The organism is Neolewinella litorea (assembly GCF_004803465.1).
Taxonomy (GTDB): Bacteria; Bacteroidota; Bacteroidia; order Chitinophagales; family Saprospiraceae; genus Neolewinella; species Neolewinella litorea.
Window position 1 is genome coordinate 48,157 of record NZ_SRSF01000002.1, and the last position, 17,202, is coordinate 65,358.

Annotated in this window: 11 protein-coding genes; 2 read left to right on the forward strand and 9 right to left on the reverse strand. The window is 61.8% G+C overall.

Features of this window, described 5'->3' with window-relative positions; translation table 11 throughout:
* Positions 1–22: 22 nt before the first annotated feature.
* From E4021_RS05940 to E4021_RS05975, 8 genes are all read right to left on the reverse strand, one after another.
* The gene (locus E4021_RS05940) at positions 23–655 is read right to left on the reverse strand and encodes a porin family protein (RefSeq protein WP_136457381.1); all 633 of its coding nucleotides are present in this window, start codon (positions 653–655) and stop codon (positions 23–25) included.
* A 154-nt stretch (positions 656–809) separates the two neighbouring features.
* Entirely contained in the window at positions 810–3,086 is a 2,277-nt protein-coding gene (gene treY / locus E4021_RS05945; RefSeq protein ID WP_136457383.1) for a malto-oligosyltrehalose synthase, read from the reverse strand.
* 5 nt (positions 3,087–3,091) lie between these two features.
* Positions 3,092–4,861, reverse strand: a complete 1,770-nt coding sequence (gene treZ, locus E4021_RS05950) for a malto-oligosyltrehalose trehalohydrolase (protein ID WP_136457385.1) — start codon at positions 4,859–4,861, stop codon at positions 3,092–3,094.
* Between the two features lie 4 nt (positions 4,862–4,865).
* Positions 4,866–6,311: a dihydrolipoyl dehydrogenase family protein gene (locus E4021_RS05955; RefSeq protein WP_136457387.1), complete on the reverse strand. Its 1,446-nt coding sequence runs from the start codon at positions 6,309–6,311 to the stop codon at positions 4,866–4,868.
* Between the two features lie 36 nt (positions 6,312–6,347).
* Positions 6,348–8,972, reverse strand: a complete 2,625-nt coding sequence (gene mutS, locus E4021_RS05960) for a DNA mismatch repair protein MutS (RefSeq protein WP_136458271.1) — start codon at positions 8,970–8,972, stop codon at positions 6,348–6,350.
* A 72-nt stretch (positions 8,973–9,044) separates the two neighbouring features.
* Positions 9,045–10,388 (reverse strand): DUF2851 family protein, encoded by a 1,344-nt coding sequence (locus tag E4021_RS05965; RefSeq protein ID WP_136457389.1) that lies wholly within the window; start codon positions 10,386–10,388, stop codon positions 9,045–9,047.
* Positions 10,389–10,462: 74 nt separating this feature from the next.
* Positions 10,463–10,957 (reverse strand): dihydrofolate reductase, encoded by a 495-nt coding sequence (locus E4021_RS05970; RefSeq protein WP_136457391.1) that lies wholly within the window; start codon positions 10,955–10,957, stop codon positions 10,463–10,465.
* Between the two features lie 21 nt (positions 10,958–10,978).
* A complete protein-coding gene (locus tag E4021_RS05975) occupies positions 10,979–12,088 on the reverse strand; it encodes a DUF4407 domain-containing protein (RefSeq protein WP_136457393.1) in 1,110 nt (369 codons plus the stop codon).
* 210 nt (positions 12,089–12,298) lie between these two features.
* Between E4021_RS05975 and priA the strand changes: the two genes are divergently transcribed.
* Positions 12,299–14,773: a replication restart helicase PriA gene (priA, locus tag E4021_RS05980; RefSeq protein ID WP_136457395.1), complete on the forward strand. Its 2,475-nt coding sequence runs from the start codon at positions 12,299–12,301 to the stop codon at positions 14,771–14,773.
* Between the two features lie 3 nt (positions 14,774–14,776).
* On the opposite strand, the gene E4021_RS05985 is transcribed toward priA, so the two are convergent.
* Entirely contained in the window at positions 14,777–15,529 is a 753-nt protein-coding gene (locus E4021_RS05985) for a head GIN domain-containing protein (protein ID WP_168797479.1), read from the reverse strand.
* A 93-nt stretch (positions 15,530–15,622) separates the two neighbouring features.
* Between E4021_RS05985 and E4021_RS05990 the strand changes: the two genes are divergently transcribed.
* Positions 15,623–16,849, forward strand: a complete 1,227-nt coding sequence (locus E4021_RS05990) for a metallophosphoesterase (protein WP_136457399.1) — start codon at positions 15,623–15,625, stop codon at positions 16,847–16,849.
* Positions 16,850–17,202: the final 353 nt, after the last annotated feature.

Genomic DNA, 17,202 nt, shown 5'->3' on the forward strand with positions numbered 1-17,202 from the left:
GGTTCGGGGATATGAAAATCTCCTAGAAACGGTAGGCCACGGTTCCAATCCAGCGCTTCGGGGCCTGGTCGATACGGAAGGAACTACCGTCCACGGTGAAGGTCTCACCGTACTTGCCCAGGTTTCCGTCGTAGCGTACGTCGAAGGTCAGTGGGCCGATGTCGATGGAACCGCCGAGCGCGTAGCCCATATTGAAGGTCTCGAAAGTACGGTCGATGCCCTCCTGGTCCGACAGATCGCTGGTGCTGGAGAGAAAGAAATGGCCCACCGGTCCGGCATTCAGGCGCAGGAAGGCCAGCTTGTAGCTCAGCAGTACCGGCACATTCACGTCGTTGTAGCGCTCGTCAAAGATGACGGAAGAGTTATCCTCCGGGTCGTCGATCCGGTAGTTGTTCTTGGCGCTGTTGAAGGTAACCTCCGGTTGCAGCGAAAGCTTTTCCCCGAGGGGGATGCGCAGGAGGGCGCCGAACTGAAACCCGTAGTCGGCGTCTTCCAGGGCGAACATCAGATCCTGGCGGCCTTCACGGTCAACACTGAAAGATTCCCCTTGCAGGGACTGGGTGGTGAGGCCGGCTTTCAAGCCCAACTCAATCTGGGCAAACGAAAGGCCGCTCAGTAGCAGCAGCGGCAAAAGCAGGGCAATGCGGTTTCTCATATCAGGGTTGCTTTGGTTGGTGATTAAGCGCAAAACCCGCCCATGGAATTGTACGTCAAGCGTTAAGACGCCCTTAATCCGTGGTTCGGACGGCTTACCTCCTTAACAAATGTATCCGCTCAATTGCTCATTGTTTTGCGTTCCCGACCTGGCGTTACGAGTTGCTGAACCAGACGCCGAGACCTTCACCGTATTCATCGGTCACTACCCGGTGTAATTGCACCTCGGCCGGGCGCTGCACCCGCGTATCCGCCCGCTTGGCGATTTTGACGACCAGTTGCTGTTCGCCGTACACCCTACGGAAAGCCAGCATCGCGTCGCCCTCCGAAAGCGGTTCGTAGCTGGCCGCGCTGAAGAAGTCGGGGTGGTCGCGCCGCAGTTGGATTAACAGGCGCAACAGCCGTGCTTTCTGGGCGGGGGCGTACTTGTCCCTGGCTTTCTCCTTCAGCCACTGCCGGCGGAGGGTGTAATCCACCGGGCGGCGGTTGTCCGGGTCCACGAAACTCAGGTCCCAGCTTTCGGTACCCTGGTACACGTCCGGGTTGCCGGGGGCGGTACACTTGAGGATCACCTGGGCGAAACTGTTGTGCCGCGTCTGGGGCCAGATGGTCTTCAGCAGGTTTTCCAGGTGGGTGCGCAGGTCGTTATCGTCGAGCAGTCGGTCGGCGAGATCCTTCAGCCCCTGCTCGTATTCCAGGTTGGGCTCGGCCCAGTCGCTCATTTCCTTGCCTTCCCGCACGGCCTTTTCCAGGTAGCGGTGCAGGCGGTCGCGCAGATCTGCCTCCTCGATTGATTCGTGCAGGGGATACCCCGCCACGAGGCTTTGCAGCACGAGGTATAGGCCGCGCGGGCGTACTGGCCCGAGATCCAGGCGTTTGTGGGCCAGCAATACGAACGAGCGCCATTCCCCTGGATAGAAAGTGAGGGCCTGAAGGAACGCCCGACCGTCCTCCCCGCGTTTCGTGTCGTGCGTGGCCGTGGCGTTCATGGTGGTGGCGGGCCGGTCCTTGATGAACTGGTGGAAGGCTCGCACCGAGAGCCGGTCGCCCGGATCGGCCGAGCCGCCCACTTCGTTGAGGTGGGCCTGCCGCCAGAATTGATAGAAGGTGGTGTCTTCCACGCCCTTGGCCATCAGGGGGCCGCTAAGCTGCTGGGTGCGTTGCAGGTATTCCAGGCTTTCGCCCGAGAAATCCTGGTGCGCCAACCAGTTGACCCAGGTGAGCACCGCGCGGCCCTGCTCCGGGGCGTACAGCGAGACCGCCGTGGCCGCCTCCATACAGACGGCCAGTTCGTGGTCGGTAAGTCGACCGCCGTGGGGATAAATTCGGTACACCGGGAAGGCCGCCAGCCAGTGGGCCAGCGTATCGCGGAAGTCGGTCCGCAATTCATCCGTCAGCAGGGGATTCCAGCGGCGCACGAGGTTATCGAGTTCGCCGTTGAAGTGCTCGCGCACCAGCATCAGTTTGTTCCGGAACACCAGTTCGGGATAGGAAGGCAGCGGCTCCCTGGTCAGTTCCTCGTAGAGGTCGCTGAAGCTGTTGCCGGTCTCGTCGTCGGTCAACAGGCGGTTCACGGCGGCCAGGAAGTCGTAACCCGTGGTGCCCTCTACGGGCCAGTCGGCGGGCAGTTGCTCGCCGGGTTCGAGAATCTTCTCCACGTAGATACCAATGTCGGGCCCCACGGATTTACGCAGTCGCTGCAGGTAGGCAGTCGGGTCCAGCAAGCCATCTACGTGGTCAACGCGCAAGTGTTGTATGCGGCCGGCCCTGACGTCAGCAAAGGTCCGGCGGTGCAGATCCTGGTACACCTGTTCCTCCTCCGTGCGCATGCCGATGAGCTGGTTGACCGTGAAGAAGCGGCGGTAGTTGATGAAATCATTCACCCGCTGCCAATGGACGGGCTGCACGGGTAGTGCTCCATCGGCGGTCGAGGCGCGATCGGCGTCGACGGCTTCCCAGTGATCGTCGTAGACTTTCACCCCACCCTGGTAGTAGGAAAGTTGACCCTCCTTTTCCACCGCTTCGGGCTCATCGCCCAGTACGGGGAGCATCATGCGGCCGGGCAGCCGGGGGTGCTCCCAATCGATGTCGAAGTGACCGGCGTACTTGCCTTTCGGCCCCTCGCCTATCACGGTCTTGAACCACACGTTCTCGTGGGTCAGGGCGGTATGGTTCGGAACGATGTCCTGCATGTAGGACATCCCGCGGCGTCGTAGCTGGCTGTGCAGCTCCTCCCATTCCGCCTCGGTGGTGATCTCCGGGTTAAGGTGCTCGGGGTCGGTAACGTCGTATCCGTGGGTGCTGCCGGTGGTGGCCGTCAGGATGGGGCTTCCGTATACGGTATCGATACCGAGATCGTGCAGATAGTCCAAGATACCGATCAGGTCATTGACCGTAAATCCGGCGTGGAATTGTATGCGGTAGGTCGTCATAGTGCTCAGGCAATAGCGGCAAACCCCCAGGCGGGGAGTTCCAGATGATTGTTCTCCAGCGTCGCCCCGTTGGAGGCCAGCAACAGTTCGGTGCTGTCTACCTCGATGGACAGGGGTTCGTCTCCGTAATTTCCGCAGGCGGTGAAGGCGCCGCCGCGGATGTTCCAGGTGATCAGGTTGCCGGCGCGGTCAACGGAGATGTCGGCAAAGGAATGGTCTCCCCCTCCGGCGGACCGCAGCTGCAGGGCTTCCCGGTAGAAGCTGGCGATCCGTTCATCGGGTTGCCAGCTCAGTTTGGCCGACGCGAAAGTTTCGGTGGCCTGGGGGTCGGGTACGTGGTGGCCTTCGGTCTGAAACGCCGCGAACTCAGCGGCCCGCCCCTTGCGCACCGCCTGGATGAGCTCGGGGTCGCCGTGGTGTACGAAGTAGGGAAATGGCCGCTCCTCGCCGTACTCCTCCCCCATGAAGATCAGGGGCGTGAAGGGCGACAACAGGTAGGTAGCGGCCCCAAGGAGGTACTTGTCGGGGCCGATGGTGGAGATCAGCCGGTCACCTTCCATGCGGTTGCCCACCTGGTCGTGGTTCTGGAGAAAGACTACCATCTGCGCCGGGCGGATATCATTGGCGGGTCTGCGCCCGAAATTGCGCTTGCGGTGGGGGGAGTATTGTCCGGTGTACACGTAACCGTCTTTCAGGGCTTTGGCCAGCTGCTCCACGTGGCCGAAATCTTCGTAATAACCCCGGGCTTCGCCGGTCAGCAGACCATGGATGGCGTGGTGGAACTCGTCGACCCACTGTCCGGACATCCCGTAACCGCCACGTTTCCGGCTTTGCAGGTAGCGGGGTGCGTTCAGGTCGCATTCGGCAATGGTGACCAGGGTGCGGTCTTGCTCTTTTCCGATGCGATCGGCCAATTCGGAAACCTCTTCCAGGAAATGTTTGGCGGAGTAATCCTTGATGGCGTGTACCGCGTCAATCCGCAGTCCGTCGGCACCGTACGCTTCCAACCACAGCCGCACGTTCTGCAGCCAGTAGTTGCGTACGCCGTCGGCGTGGGCGTCGTCGAAGTTTATGGCCGCGCCCCAGGGGGTGTGGTGCTTTTCCGTGAATATGGGAAAGAATGCGGGCAGGTAGTTGCCTTCCGGGCCGAGGTGGTTGTAGATCACGTCGACGAGCACCGCGATGCCCCGTTCGTGGGCGGCATCTACGAAGCGACGAAAATCTTCCGGTCGCCCGTAGGCCTGGAAAAGGGCGAAGGGCAGGACGCCGTCGTACCCCCAGTTGCGTTCCCCGCTGGTCTGGTTCAGGGGCATAATTTCCAGCATGGTGACGCCCAGGTCACGCACGTAATCCAGTCGCTCGGTAGCGGCCGCGAAGGTTCCTTCTTCAGTAAAAGTGCCGATGTGTAATTCGTAGATCACGGCTTCGGAGAGCGGTCGGCCGCGCCAGTTGCCCGGCTCCACGGGGGGTAGATCGACGACCTCGCTCTTACCGTGTACGCCGTCGGGTTGGTAACGGCTGGCGGGATCGGGATAAAGTTTGTCGCGTTTGCCATTATGGTAAAAACCATAGGCGGTTCCCGCCGGGGCCTCAACGGCATCCGAAATCAGATATCCGTTCGTTTCGGGCTGCATCGGGAACAGGGTGGGTTGCCCGTCGCGGAACAGCACGAGCTCTATTTTCTTGGGGAGCGGAGCCCAGAGTCGGAAGCGTCGTTTTCCGTCCTGCTCCGGGGCAAGGGCGCCCAGGGGGAGGTAGGGGAAGGTATCGGTCATGGAATCAGCGGTTTTGGAGACGGTAGGCGAACTGAAGCGCTTTTTTGGTCCATTTGGAGAGCAATCGCTTTTGTGCGCGGTCGCGGGCGGGCTTCTGGTTGATGCGACTTCCTACCGGGTAAGCGTAGATTTTGTTCGTCAGTTTACCGTAATCGAGATCGAGTTGGTGGAGCAATAGCAGTTCCTGGATCATCTCCCCGGCACCGGGTGCGACCATGGTTCCCCCGAGCACCTTGGCGCTTCCAAATGCGGGCTTGCTGAGGTACAGTATAAGGATGCCTTCCCGGTAGTCGGCGGCCACGGCGCGATCGTCGTGCGCGAAGGTTTGCTCGATGGTCTCGTAAGCGGTACCGGCCTCTTGCAACTGCCCGGGGGTGAGGCCAAAAGTGGCTACTTCGGGGTCGGTGAAGGTGACCCAACTGAAGTTCTTTAACTGGTGCTTGCGGTCGACCGGGCTGAGCAGGTTCGTCCAGAGGTCGGTGTTGTGCTTCTCCGCTCCGTGGCTGAACATCTCCCGGCCGTAAGCATCGCCCACCGTGAAGATATCCTTATTAGTGGTGCGGTAATAGGCGTCGGTAATAATGTCGCCGTCTTTGGTGTAGACGCCCGCGAGTTCCAGGCCGAGGCCGGCCGTGCGCACCTGCCGGCCGATGGCCACGGCCAAATGGCTGAAGGTCAGAGTACCTTCCGGTACCCCCTCCGTAACCAGCTCGGCGATGTGCGCATCCCGGAACCGTTTTATTTCGGTATGGTGTCGGATCGCCACCCCTTCGTCCCTCAGTCTGCTTTCCAGCACCGCGGCGGCGGCGGCGGGGTCGTTGTCCAGCAGGCGGTCGCCCCGGTTCAGCATAGTGACGGCGCTGCCAAGGCGCCGGAAGGCCTGGGCTATTTCACAGGCGTTCGGTCCGCCGCCGACGATCACCAGGTGGTCGGGCAATTCATCGAGTTCCGAGAACATGGATTCGTTGTCGTATTGCTTCACCAGATCCGCGCCGGGCACTGCAAGGTGGCGGGGCCGGGAACCGGTGGCCAGTACGATCCGGGGCGCGGTGAGCCGCTTGCCGTTCACGCTTACTTCGTGGCGGCCGGTGAGCATTGCTTCCCCGACGATGCAGTCCAGCCCGTATTCCTGCTGCAGGTAGTCGGGCGATTCGTGCTTGCGGATGATATCCTGCCGCTCGTGGATATAGGTCATCACCCGGCTGAAATCCGCCTTGCCGGAAACCTCCAGCCCGAAGCGGCTCGCCTTGCGTGCACCGGCGAACTGGGCCGCCACGTGCAGGAGGGCCTTGCTGGGCACGCAGCCGTAGTTGAGGCATTCGCCGCCGTAGTCTTTAACGGTCTTGTCGATGAGGGCGACCTTGAGTCCGATAGCGCCGCCGAATCCGGCCGCTCCGAGTCCACCGGAGCCGGCGCCAATCACGATCAGGTCGTGGGTATAATCTGCCATACCCTCACAAGACCGACACCGGGTGTATTGTTTGCTTTAATCGGCGGCGCGCACCAGGTCCTTCAGTTCCTGCAACTTCATCATGCACTCGATCGGCGTCATATTATTGATGCTTACCTGGTCGAGCAGCTCCCGCAGGCGGCCCGCGGTCGGATCGGCGGTTTCAAAGATGCTCAGTTGCATCGCATCGGCGCTGAGGGTATTCGGCGTTACGTGGGGTGCGGTGGGCTGTCCGGTCTCTCCCTCGTGGGGGTCTACCTCTCCGGTGATGTGCTGCTGTTCCAGCTGGGTGAGGATATTTCCGGCGCGGGCAACGATTTCTGCCGGCATGCCGGCCATGCGGGCGACGTGGATACCGAAGCTGTGCTGACTGCCCCCGGGGACCAGTTTGCGCAGGAAGATGATCCGGTTGCCGTGCTCCTTGATGGCGATCGAGTAGTTGTGCACCCGGGGCAGGCTTGCGGCCAGTTCGTTGAGTTCGTGGTAGTGGGTAGCGAACAGGACCTTCGGCCGGGCGCGCCCGTTGTTGTGCAGGTATTCGGCGATGGCCCAGGCTATGGAGATACCGTCGAAGGTGCTCGTGCCGCGGCCGATCTCGTCCAGGAGGATGAGGCTGCGGTCGGTGATGTTGTTCATGATCGAGGCCGTCTCGTTCATCTCCACCATGAAGGTGGATTCCCCGCTGCTGATGTTGTCGCTGGCCCCCACCCGCGTAAAGACGCGGTCCACGATACCGAGGCGCGCGCGTTTGGCAGGAACGAAGCTGCCCATCTGGGCCAGCAGGCAGATGAGGGCGGTCTGCCGGAGCAAGGCCGATTTACCCGCCATATTGGGCCCGGTGATCATAATGATCTGCTGGTCGTCGGGGTCGAGCCGCACGTCGTTGGGTACGTACTGCTCCCCCACTTCCAGCTGCCGCTCGATGACCGGGTGCCGCCCGGCTTCGATCTCGAGGTCGCGCTCAGCGTGCATTTCCGGTTCCACGTAGCGGTCGCGGTTGGCCACCTTGGCAAAACCTAGCAGGCAATCCACCTGCGCGAGTACACCGGCGTTGCGTTGCACCGGTCCGATGTACTGGTGCAGCCAGGCTACGAGTTCTTCGTAGAGTTCTTCCTCCCGCTGCAGGATCTTTTCCTCGGCGTGGAGAATCTTGTCTTCCAGCACCTTCAGTTCCTCGGTGATGTAGCGCTCGGCACTGGTCAGGGTTTGCTTGCGCGTCCATTCCGGCGGCACGGCTTTCTTGTACTTATTGGTTACCTCCAGGTAGTAGCCGAAGACGTTGTTGAAGCCGATTTTCAGGCTGCTGATGCCCGTGCGCTCCGATTCCCGTTGCTGGATGGCGGCCAGGCGGCTTTTGCCGTTGCGGGTCACGTCGCGCAGCTCGTCCAGCAGCTCGTCAAAGCCATCGGCGATGACGCCGCCCTTGCTAAGGTTCACGGCCGGCTCCTCCCGTAACTGTCGATCGATGGCGTCACATACGTCGGGCAGGGGATCCAGTTTTTCCCCCATGGCGGCCAGCACGTCGCTGCCCGCCTCCAGCAACAGTTCGCGAATGGGTTCCATGGCGCAGAGGGCACGGCTCAGGGCACGGATTTCGCGGGGGTTGACCTTCCCCAAGGGGACCTTGGAAATCAGCCGCTCTACGTCGCCGATCTGCTTCAGCGAAGTGTCCAGGTCCTGCAACAGCGGCGGCGACTGCACGAATGTCCGGACAGCCTCGTGCCGCTCCCGGATAGCCTTCATGTCCTTGAGGGGCAGGACTACCCACTTCCGCAGCAGGCGACCACCCATGGGCGTGACCGTCCGGTCGATGATGTTTACCAGTGGTACACCGTGGTCGTGGGGACTGTAGATCAGTTCCAGGTTTCGGATCGTAAAGCGATCCAGCCATACGTAGCGGTCGTTCGCCAGGCGGCCGATCCGGTTGATGTGCTTCAGGTTGCGGTTCTCGGTGGTCTCCAGATAGTGCAGGGTAGCTCCGGCGGCGATCTTGGCCCGCTCCAGCTCCTCTATCCCGAATCCCTTGAGGCTTATGGCCTGGAACTGTTTAAGCAGCTTCTCCGTGGTATAGTCGGGCGTAAAGACCCATTCGTCGAGCGGCGAGAGGTAAAAGCGATCGCCGAAGAGCTGCTCGAAGTCCTTGCGCCGGTCCTTGCTCAGGAGCACTTCCTTGGGCTGGAAGCTCTGCAGCAGCTTGTCGATGTAGTCGGTACTGCCCTCGGCGACCAGGAATTCACCCGTACTCAGGTCGAGCAGACTTAGTCCGCATGGGTCCTTCCGGCTCCGCCCCGGGGCCACGCTGGCCAGAAAATTGTTGCTGTTGTGCTCCAGCAATTGGTCGTCGACGGCCAGGCCCGGAGTCACGATTTCGGTAACCCCCCGCTTGACGATCTTCTTGTCCTTGGAGGGCTTCTCCAGCTGCTCGCAGATGGCCACCCGGTAACCCGCCCGTACCAGTCGGGGCAGGTAAAGGTCCACGCTGTGGTAGGGAAAGCCGGCCAGTTCCACGTCGCTGCCGCCGTTGTTGCGGCTGGTCAGGGTGATCCCGAGCACCTGGGCGGCCTTTACCGCGTCTTCGCCGAAGGTTTCGTAGAAGTCGCCCACGCGAAACAGGAGCAAGGCCTCGGGGTGCTTGGCCTTCACCTTGTTGTACTGCGCCATCAGTGGGGTGACTTTCTTCGACTTGCTGTTGGCCACGGGGAGGGGGTTTTCGGGAGGGCGAAGGTAACAAACCTACCCCACCAGCCGGTAGGCGCGTGCCGCTTCGTTAAGGGTAAGCCGGGGTGCGCCGTCTGCTTCCGGGCGATTCAGGATGGCGCAACCGACCGCGCATGTCGTGCATCGGGTGGCTTCGCAGTAACTCGACTTCAGTTCCAGCAGGGCCTGGGTTTCGGCCGCCGACCGCGCCGGCCACCCCAGGCGGTTCCAGCGGGTGATCACGGCGTTGTTTTCGGGGGGCAGGGCCTCCAGCAAGGCCAGGGCCCGGTCGTGGTACCGGTCATCGGTGCGCAGGCGCGCGTAGGTGAAGTAGGCCGGCGCTACCGCGTTGATGAGTAGCGAACGCACGGCCGCCGCCCCCAACCGGCCCGTACGTCGGTCGGCGGTCGCGCCGAAACGAAAGTGTTCGCGCCAGTAATTGCTCAGGCTGACGCAGAACATATTCTCCAGTTCCCGCTCGTCGGCGGCCGCCAGCGCCTTTCCGAAAAGTTGTCCGCTGCGGTGGTAAAGACACGCCAGTTGGGCGATGCGCACCGTCGGGAAGTTGTTGGGTCGCATCCGCAGAAAACGCCAGGCGGTGGCAGGCAGGGGGGTGAGTTGATATTTTGTCCGGAGCAACTGGTATTCCCGGCGCAGTTGACCGACGTAGGGGGCCTCTTCCGGGGCGGGTTCGGGTAGCAGGCCAGATTGCCCGAAAAGCAAGGCCTCCAACTGCAAAAGGCTATGCTTGTGTTTCTGCAGAATGCGCAGTGGCAGCGAACCGGCGAGCATCTCCATGGCTTCTCCGTTCACCTTGCCGCCCATCACGCGGGCTACGGCGTGGTAGAAGGCCGCTTCCCAGTCGCGGCCCGTTGCTTCCAGGCGCTGGGCGAAGCGTTCCGACCGTCGGATAAGCCGCTCGGCGAGCACGCGCTGCAACCAGAGGGTGCGGACCGGCTCGGGTACGGCGGATAACTGCGTCTGGCACGGCACCCAGTATTCGTTGTGCAACAGGCGCCAGTACCGGTTTCGCGCGCCGGCGGGAATGCGGTGGCGCAGCTCCAGACAGGGGATGCGGCTGCCGTCGCGACGATACACGGGGCGGTCTTCTTCCAGCACGACGTGGAGGATTACGCCGTCATAGGCCGGGTCCTCGTGGTGGCCGTGATCGTACCACTCACTGCTGCGCAGGTGCATTTCCACCTTTCCGGCCCAGTGCAGGCCATCGAGCTGAATACGGGCATCGTCGAAATCGGGGCCGGCGTGGATATTGTGAATTCCAAACTGCTGGATGGTCAGGGGCTGGCCCTCGGTGGTCCGCAGGTCGCGCAGTTCAAAGCGCGCCAGCCGCCAGAGGTAGTGGAGGAAATCTTCTCGCATTTCTCAAAGTGGTTAAAACGTCAAACAATTTGACATAAATAACCGCTTTTTCAAAGTTACGCAACTTTTTGTTTCTATTTTCTCACCCAGCGGCTGAATCGATAGGCGTATTCATTCTTCGGGTCTGGCCGGTGAGCTTCGCTCCACACCTCACACCATTCGTCGGCCGGCAGGGTCGGGAAGAAAGCATCGCCACCTTCCACTTCCGTACCCACTATGGTCTGGTACACGGTGGTGGTCACGGGCAGGGCCGCGCGGTACAGTTCTCCGCCGCCGACGATGAACGATTCTTCCGCTTCAGTTACGGCGGGGTGGCCGAGGGCTTCCCGCAAGCTGTGGACGACCACCGTTCCGGTAGCCGTGAAGAAGGGGTCGCGCGTCAGCACGATGTTCGTGCGGTTGGGCAGGGGGCGGCCGATACTGCGGAATGTCTTGCGGCCCATGATGACGGGGTGGCCGCTGGTCATCCGTTTGAAGTACTTCAGGTCGGCCGGCAGGTACCACGGAATTTCACCGTCCTTGCCGATGGTGCCCAGGCGGTCGGTGGCTACAATGGCGGAAAGTTGCATGCGGGAAAGGTACGCCGCAAATTAGCCGAGGCCAAAATCCTGCTCGCCCAGTTCTTGCCGTCGTTGCCGCAGGCGGGCGTCGATTTCGGCCTTTTTCTCGGCGATGTCGGCGGTGGTCTCGTACACCCCTACCTCGGTATGGTAGCGGATCCGGTTCCGGAGGCGGGCGGAACGCACGGCAATGGTATCCTCGGCTTCCGCGGCGAACCCGTGCTCGTACTCCGCCAGGAGGTGGTCGTAGGGCCCCGCCGGCGCAATGAGTTTGGTGAAGATCGGCGCCGTCTCGATGGCGATGAACAGCAGCGTCACGAACAGTACGGCCAGGGCCACGGCGCGGCTGCTCTGGCTGAGCCGGTCCAGGGCGCTGATGCGGGCGGCAATGCCCCCGTAGTCGCCGCGCTCGAGTTCCGCGATTTCGCGGTCAACGGCCGACCGCAGCACCGCTACCTGCGATTGTTTTTCCTCGATGAGGGGCTCATGGGTAGCTCGCGTGGCGTCGAGTTCCGCCTGGGCGTCGGCGGCGGCCTGTTGCTTGGCCCGGTAAATGGGTCCCATATTACGGATGCGTGATCCACCACTGCCGTCGGCTTCGGCGAGGGCGGCGGCCTGGGCAGCGTCGCGGGCGGCGGTCTTCTCCTCCAGGTCAGCGCGCAGCGACGCGAGTTCCCCGGCGTAAGCGGTCATCCGGTCGGCGTAGCGATCACGGATCACGGCTTCCTGCTCCTGAAAGACCTCCTGCTCCATGACAATGAGCTCGGCTTCAATCTCCTTACCAAAAATCTTGAGCTCCAGGGGTTTGGCGATGACCACCGCCAGCAGCACCGCCATACCGAGCCGTGGCAGGGCAACGGCCAGGTTGGAAAAGAAGCCCCGCGTCCGCTTCATGCTGGAGACGATGTAGCGGTCCAGATTAAAGATCATCAGGCCCCAGATGATGCCGAAGACCACCGCCAGCCAGTAGCTATCGAAGATCGTATACATCGCGTATCCGGCCGACAGAAATGCCATGACGCCCGTAAAGAAAATGGTGCCGCCGATGCCCAAATATTTGTTTTCCTCGGTCGGGACGCGGTCGAGCATATCACGGTCAACACCGGAGCAAAAGAGAAAAAAGGATTTGAGTTGGTTCACGAGCTGAAGGATTGAGGGAATGAACGAATGGATCATTAAAATAGGCATCCGCCGGTGGAGCCCCGACTTTATTGGATCAACCAAGGAAGAAGTCTGACCAGCCGCAACCACACCACCCGGCGGGCATTCCGGAAAAATTCCCGGCACCCGCGCGCCGCCGCCCCGGTTTGCGCTGCTTATATTTGCAACAAATTATTTTAATTTACCTCAGTGACGCGCAGCGCAGATACGCACAGGGTGGAAAGTGGAACGGTGTACGCCGACGTGGTGCTGCCGCTGTCGCTGGCCCAGACCTACACCTATACCGTCCCGGAAGAATACGTCGGCATACTGCGGGAAGGGCAGCGCGTGGAAGTGCAGTTCAGCCGCAACAAGCACTACGCGGGGATCGTGAGAAAGCTGCACGGCACGGCCCCCGGCTTCAAGACCCGCCCGATCCTGAGCGTCATTGACGTGGAGCCCCTCCTTACCCGCCGGCAACTGGAACTTTGGGACTGGATCGCCGACTACTACTGCTGTACCCTCGGCGAGGTGATGACCGCCGGCCTGCCCAGCCACCTGAAGATGGCCAGCGAGACCATCATCACGCTCGGGCCCCTGTTCAGCGACGACATAACCGAACTGAACGAAGACGAGTACCTCGTGGTGGAGGCCCTGACGCTACAGTCGGAGCTCTCGCTCAAGGACATCCGTGACATCCTCCAGCGCAAGACCGTCTACCCCGTCATCCGCAGCCTGCTGGACCGCCACGTCATCCTGCCCAAGGAACACTTCGTAGATCCCTATAAGCCCCTGGAGATCAAGTGCGTACGCTTTGGCCCGTCCTGCCGCACCGAAGCCGAGCAGATTGCCGCCTTCGACAAAGTGGCGCGCTCCGAGAAGCAAACGGCCGTGCTCCTGGAATACATCCAGTACAGTCGCACCCAGCCCTACGTCCGGCGGGCCGACCTTTCCAAGCGCACCGGGGCCTCCGACGCGGTAATCAAGGCCATGGTCAAGAAGGACATCTTCGAATTTTACGACCGCGAGATCAGCCGCATCGGTGGGGAAGAAGCCGTGGCCGAACCCGGTGCGCTGAGCCCCCATCAGGTGGAAGCTCTGGGCGCGGTGCGCGGGTGCCATGCCGAGGGGAAGACCGCCCTGCTGCACGGGGTCACCGGATCGGGCAAGACCAGGGTCTACCTGGAGCTCATGCAGGAGGTCATCGAGCGCGGGGAGCAGGTGCTGTACCTCCTGCCCGAAATCGCCCTGACGGGGCAGATTATCAAGCGGCTGCAGCGGGTACTTGGCGACCGGATCATGGTGTACCACAGCCGCCTCAACAATATGGAACGGGTGGAGATCTGGAAGGCGGTGCTCTCGGGCAAGACCTCCGTGGTGGGACCGCGCTCGGCGCTTTTCCTTCCCTTCACCCAACTCGGGCTGGTGGTGGTGGATGAGGAGCACGACCCCTCCTTCAAGCAGCACGACCCCAATCCGCGCTACAACGGCCGTGACGTGGCCCTGTACCTGGCCCGCCAACACGGCGCGCGGGCCGTGCTCGGCAGTGCCACGCCCAGTCTGGAGAGCTGGGAAAACGCCCGCAGCGGCAAGTACGGCCTGGTGACGATGACCGAACGCTTCGGCGGCACGGCACACCCCGAGATCGTCGTGGCCGATAGCCGGGAGACCGACGAGAAAGGTGCCCACCACCCCTTCTTCACCCCTACCCTGCTGGCGGCCATGCGGCGGACCATCGAGCGGGGGGAGCAGGTGATCCTGTTCCAGAACCGCCGCGGCTTTGCGCCCGTGTACTTCTGTCCGACCTGCGAGTGGACGGTGGAGTGCGTCAACTGCGACGTTAGCCTTACCTACCACAAATACCAGCACCGCCTGCGCTGCCACTGCTGTGGCTACGCCACTCCCCCGCCGGAACACTGCCCGGCCTGCGGGGAGGTACAACTAAAGCTGAGCGGTACTGGAACGGAGAAGATCGAGGACGAGCTGAAGATCTTTTTACCCGAAGCGCGGATCGCCCGCATGGACCTCGACACTACCCGTGGCAAGAATGCGCTGGGTAAGCTCATCGACCAGTTTGAGGTCGGCGAGCTCGACGTACTGGTGGGGACGCAGATGGTGACCAAGGGCCTGGATTTCGCGCGGGTAGGATTGGTGGGCGTCATCAGTGCCGACCAGTTGCTGCGGTTTCCGGATTTCCGGGCCGACGAGCGCGCCTTTCAACTGATGCTGCAGGTGGCCGGACGAGCCGGGCGGCGCGACCGCCGGGGGCAGGTGGTGATCCAGGCCCACGAGGGAAGCCACCCCGTGCTTACCGACGTACTGGCGGCCGACTACGACAACTTCATCCGCCGGGAGGCCGGCAACCGGCAGCAGCACCGTTTCCCGCCCTACGGGCGCATGATCCGCATCCAACTGCGGCACCCACGGCGCACCACCGTAGAGGAGGGCGCCAAACTTCTGGGTAAGTGGCTGGCCCACTCGCTCGGTGAGCGGCTGGAGGGCCCCTTCGAGCCCAGCGTGGCCCGCCTGCGCACCTATTACTTGCAGGACATGGTGATCCGTCTTTCCCCCGCCCCGGCGGAAGGGCAACGGGTCAAGGACCTTATTCGCCGGGCTACGGGCAAACTCGCTACGGAGAAAGGTCTGAGTGGCGTCCGGGTAGTGGTTGACGTAGACCCGTACTGATCCTTACTGTTCGTGGGCACTTCTGACCCGTCCGGCGCTGCTGGTATCCGACACCACGTCGGAGGGGTTGCCCGAGTAGCGCACCACGCCGGCACTGCTGGCGTCGGCGCGCAGGGTATTGCGCGCGTGTACGGCCACGCTGGCCGCGCTGCTGACGTTGGCCACGGCGTCGTCGGCTTCCAGCCCACCCGCATCGATGCTGCTGGCGCTGCTGGCGTCGGCGGTCACCCGGCTGGCGGACCCCTTGACCATAATCTGTCCCGAGCTGCTGGCGTCCAGGTCTACCCGTTTTCCGGTAAACTGCAGATCGATCAGGGCGGAGCTGCTCACGTCAAGCGATAAATCCTCGCCGCTGAAAGGTGTCTTGCCGATTACACGCGAACTGCTGGAGGCGTCGATGGACTCGAGGCGCGGCAGGGATACGAAGACCCGGATGTCTTCCGTGGATTTGAAGTTGGCGTCGTCCGAGAATTTGATGTGCAGGGTTCCGTTGATGACTTTTGTTTCGATAAAATCCTGGAGGTTGCTTTCCGCCTCGACGCGAACGTCGAAGGAGCCGCTCTCCGTCAGTTCGACGCGGAAGGAGCAGCAGGCGCTCACGCCGGTAAAGCCGTCGAGGTTTCGGGATTGCGTGACCAGGTCACCGTTTCCCTGTACCCGGTCGCGCTTGTTGAACCAACTCCCGTTGTTCACTTCCATCTGGGCGGCCAGGGGGGTAAGCAGGAGGATAAACAGCGATGTGATGATGATTTTCATAGTCTTGTTTTGCTTGGCACCGTAGGGACGAATGTACGGGCAGTGGGTTGCACCGGTCAACATCTTTTTTAGCGGGGGAACGTTAAGGGCAGCATGTCTAGACTCGTTTTTCTACTGGCCCTGATGCTGTTTTTGGATGGGTACGCTTTTCTGGCATTGCGGTCGTGGCTCAGCCGCTACTCGCGCAGCGTGCGGTACACCGGTTACAGCCTATATTGGTTGCTTACGGCGGGAGCCCTGGCCTACACCTTGTTGAACGTTTTCGACTGGAACGACAACTGGTCGAAGAACCTGCAGACCTACGGTCGTGCGGCCGTATTCGTGCTGTATTTCAGCAAGGTGCCGGTGGTGGTATTCCTGCTGTTTGATGAGCTGCGCCGCGGCTTCGGGTGGGTGGTCAACCGGCTGAGTCCGGTCACACCCCGCGACACCAGTCGGTCCCGATTCCTCAGCCAGGCCGCCCTGGTGGCCGGCGGCGTACCCCTGGTCACCCTCACCTACGGAATGGTGCGCAATGCCTACCGCTACCGACGGTTCGCCGCCGAAGTGCCGGTCGAGAACCTGCCCGCCGGACTGGAGGGCCTGCGGATCGTACAGATCAGCGATATGCACTCCGGCAGCTGGACCCGCAAGACGCCCCTGTACGATGCCGTAGAGATGATAAACCGCGAGGAGGGCGACCTGGTGGTCTTCACCGGCGACCTGGTAAACAATCGGGCCGAGGAGATGCTGCCCTACGTCGACATTTTCAAGGAGGTACGAGGCAAATACGGGGTGTACAGCATCCTGGGCAACCACGATTACGGCGACTATGTAGACTGGGAAAGCGACGCTGCCCGGGCCGCCAACATGGAGCAACTCTACGACATCCACGCCCGGCTGGGTTGGGAACTCCTGCGCGACGAGCACCGCAAGATCGACATCAACGGCCACCGCCTCGGGCTGATCGGCATCGAGAACTGGTCAGCCGTGATGCGCTTCCCCAAATACGGTAACCTGGAAAAGGCCGCCACGGGTACCGAAGACTGCGACTGCAAGGTGCTCCTCAGCCACGACCCCACCAGTTGGGATGCCCTGGTGCGCCCCGGCTTTCCCGACATTGACCTGACGCTCAGCGGTCATACCCACGGCTTTCAGTTCGGGGTCGAAATCCCAGGCTTCCGCTGGTCGCCCTCCCAGTACATCTACGAGCAGTGGGCCGGACTGTACCGGCAGGGCCGGCAAAGCCTGTACGTTAACCGTGGCCTGGGCTTCCTGGGCTACCCCGGGCGGGTGGGAATTTTACCGGAGGTCACGGTGCTTACCCTGCGGCGGGCTTGAGGATGGATCGGGCTTGAAAGCCGTCCACCCGTTTTGATTAGCGGGTTGAGGGGCTCTAGGCCCGATTATGGATTGAAGTGTCTTCTATAACTCGGGCTGGAAATTCCTTCACCCGTTTTCGGTAGCGGGTTGAGGGACTCCAGGCCCGATTATGGATTTAAGTGTCTTCTATAACTCGGGCTGGAAAGCCCTCCACCCGTTTTCGGAAGCGGGTTGAGGGGCTCCAGGCCCGATTATGGCCGGTAGCTGGTATGATGGCTCGGGCTGAAAGCCCTCGGCCGATCTATCACTCGGGCTGGAAGCCCCCGACCATAGGCAATGAGCCCTCGATCGTTTTCGGAAGCGGGTTGAGG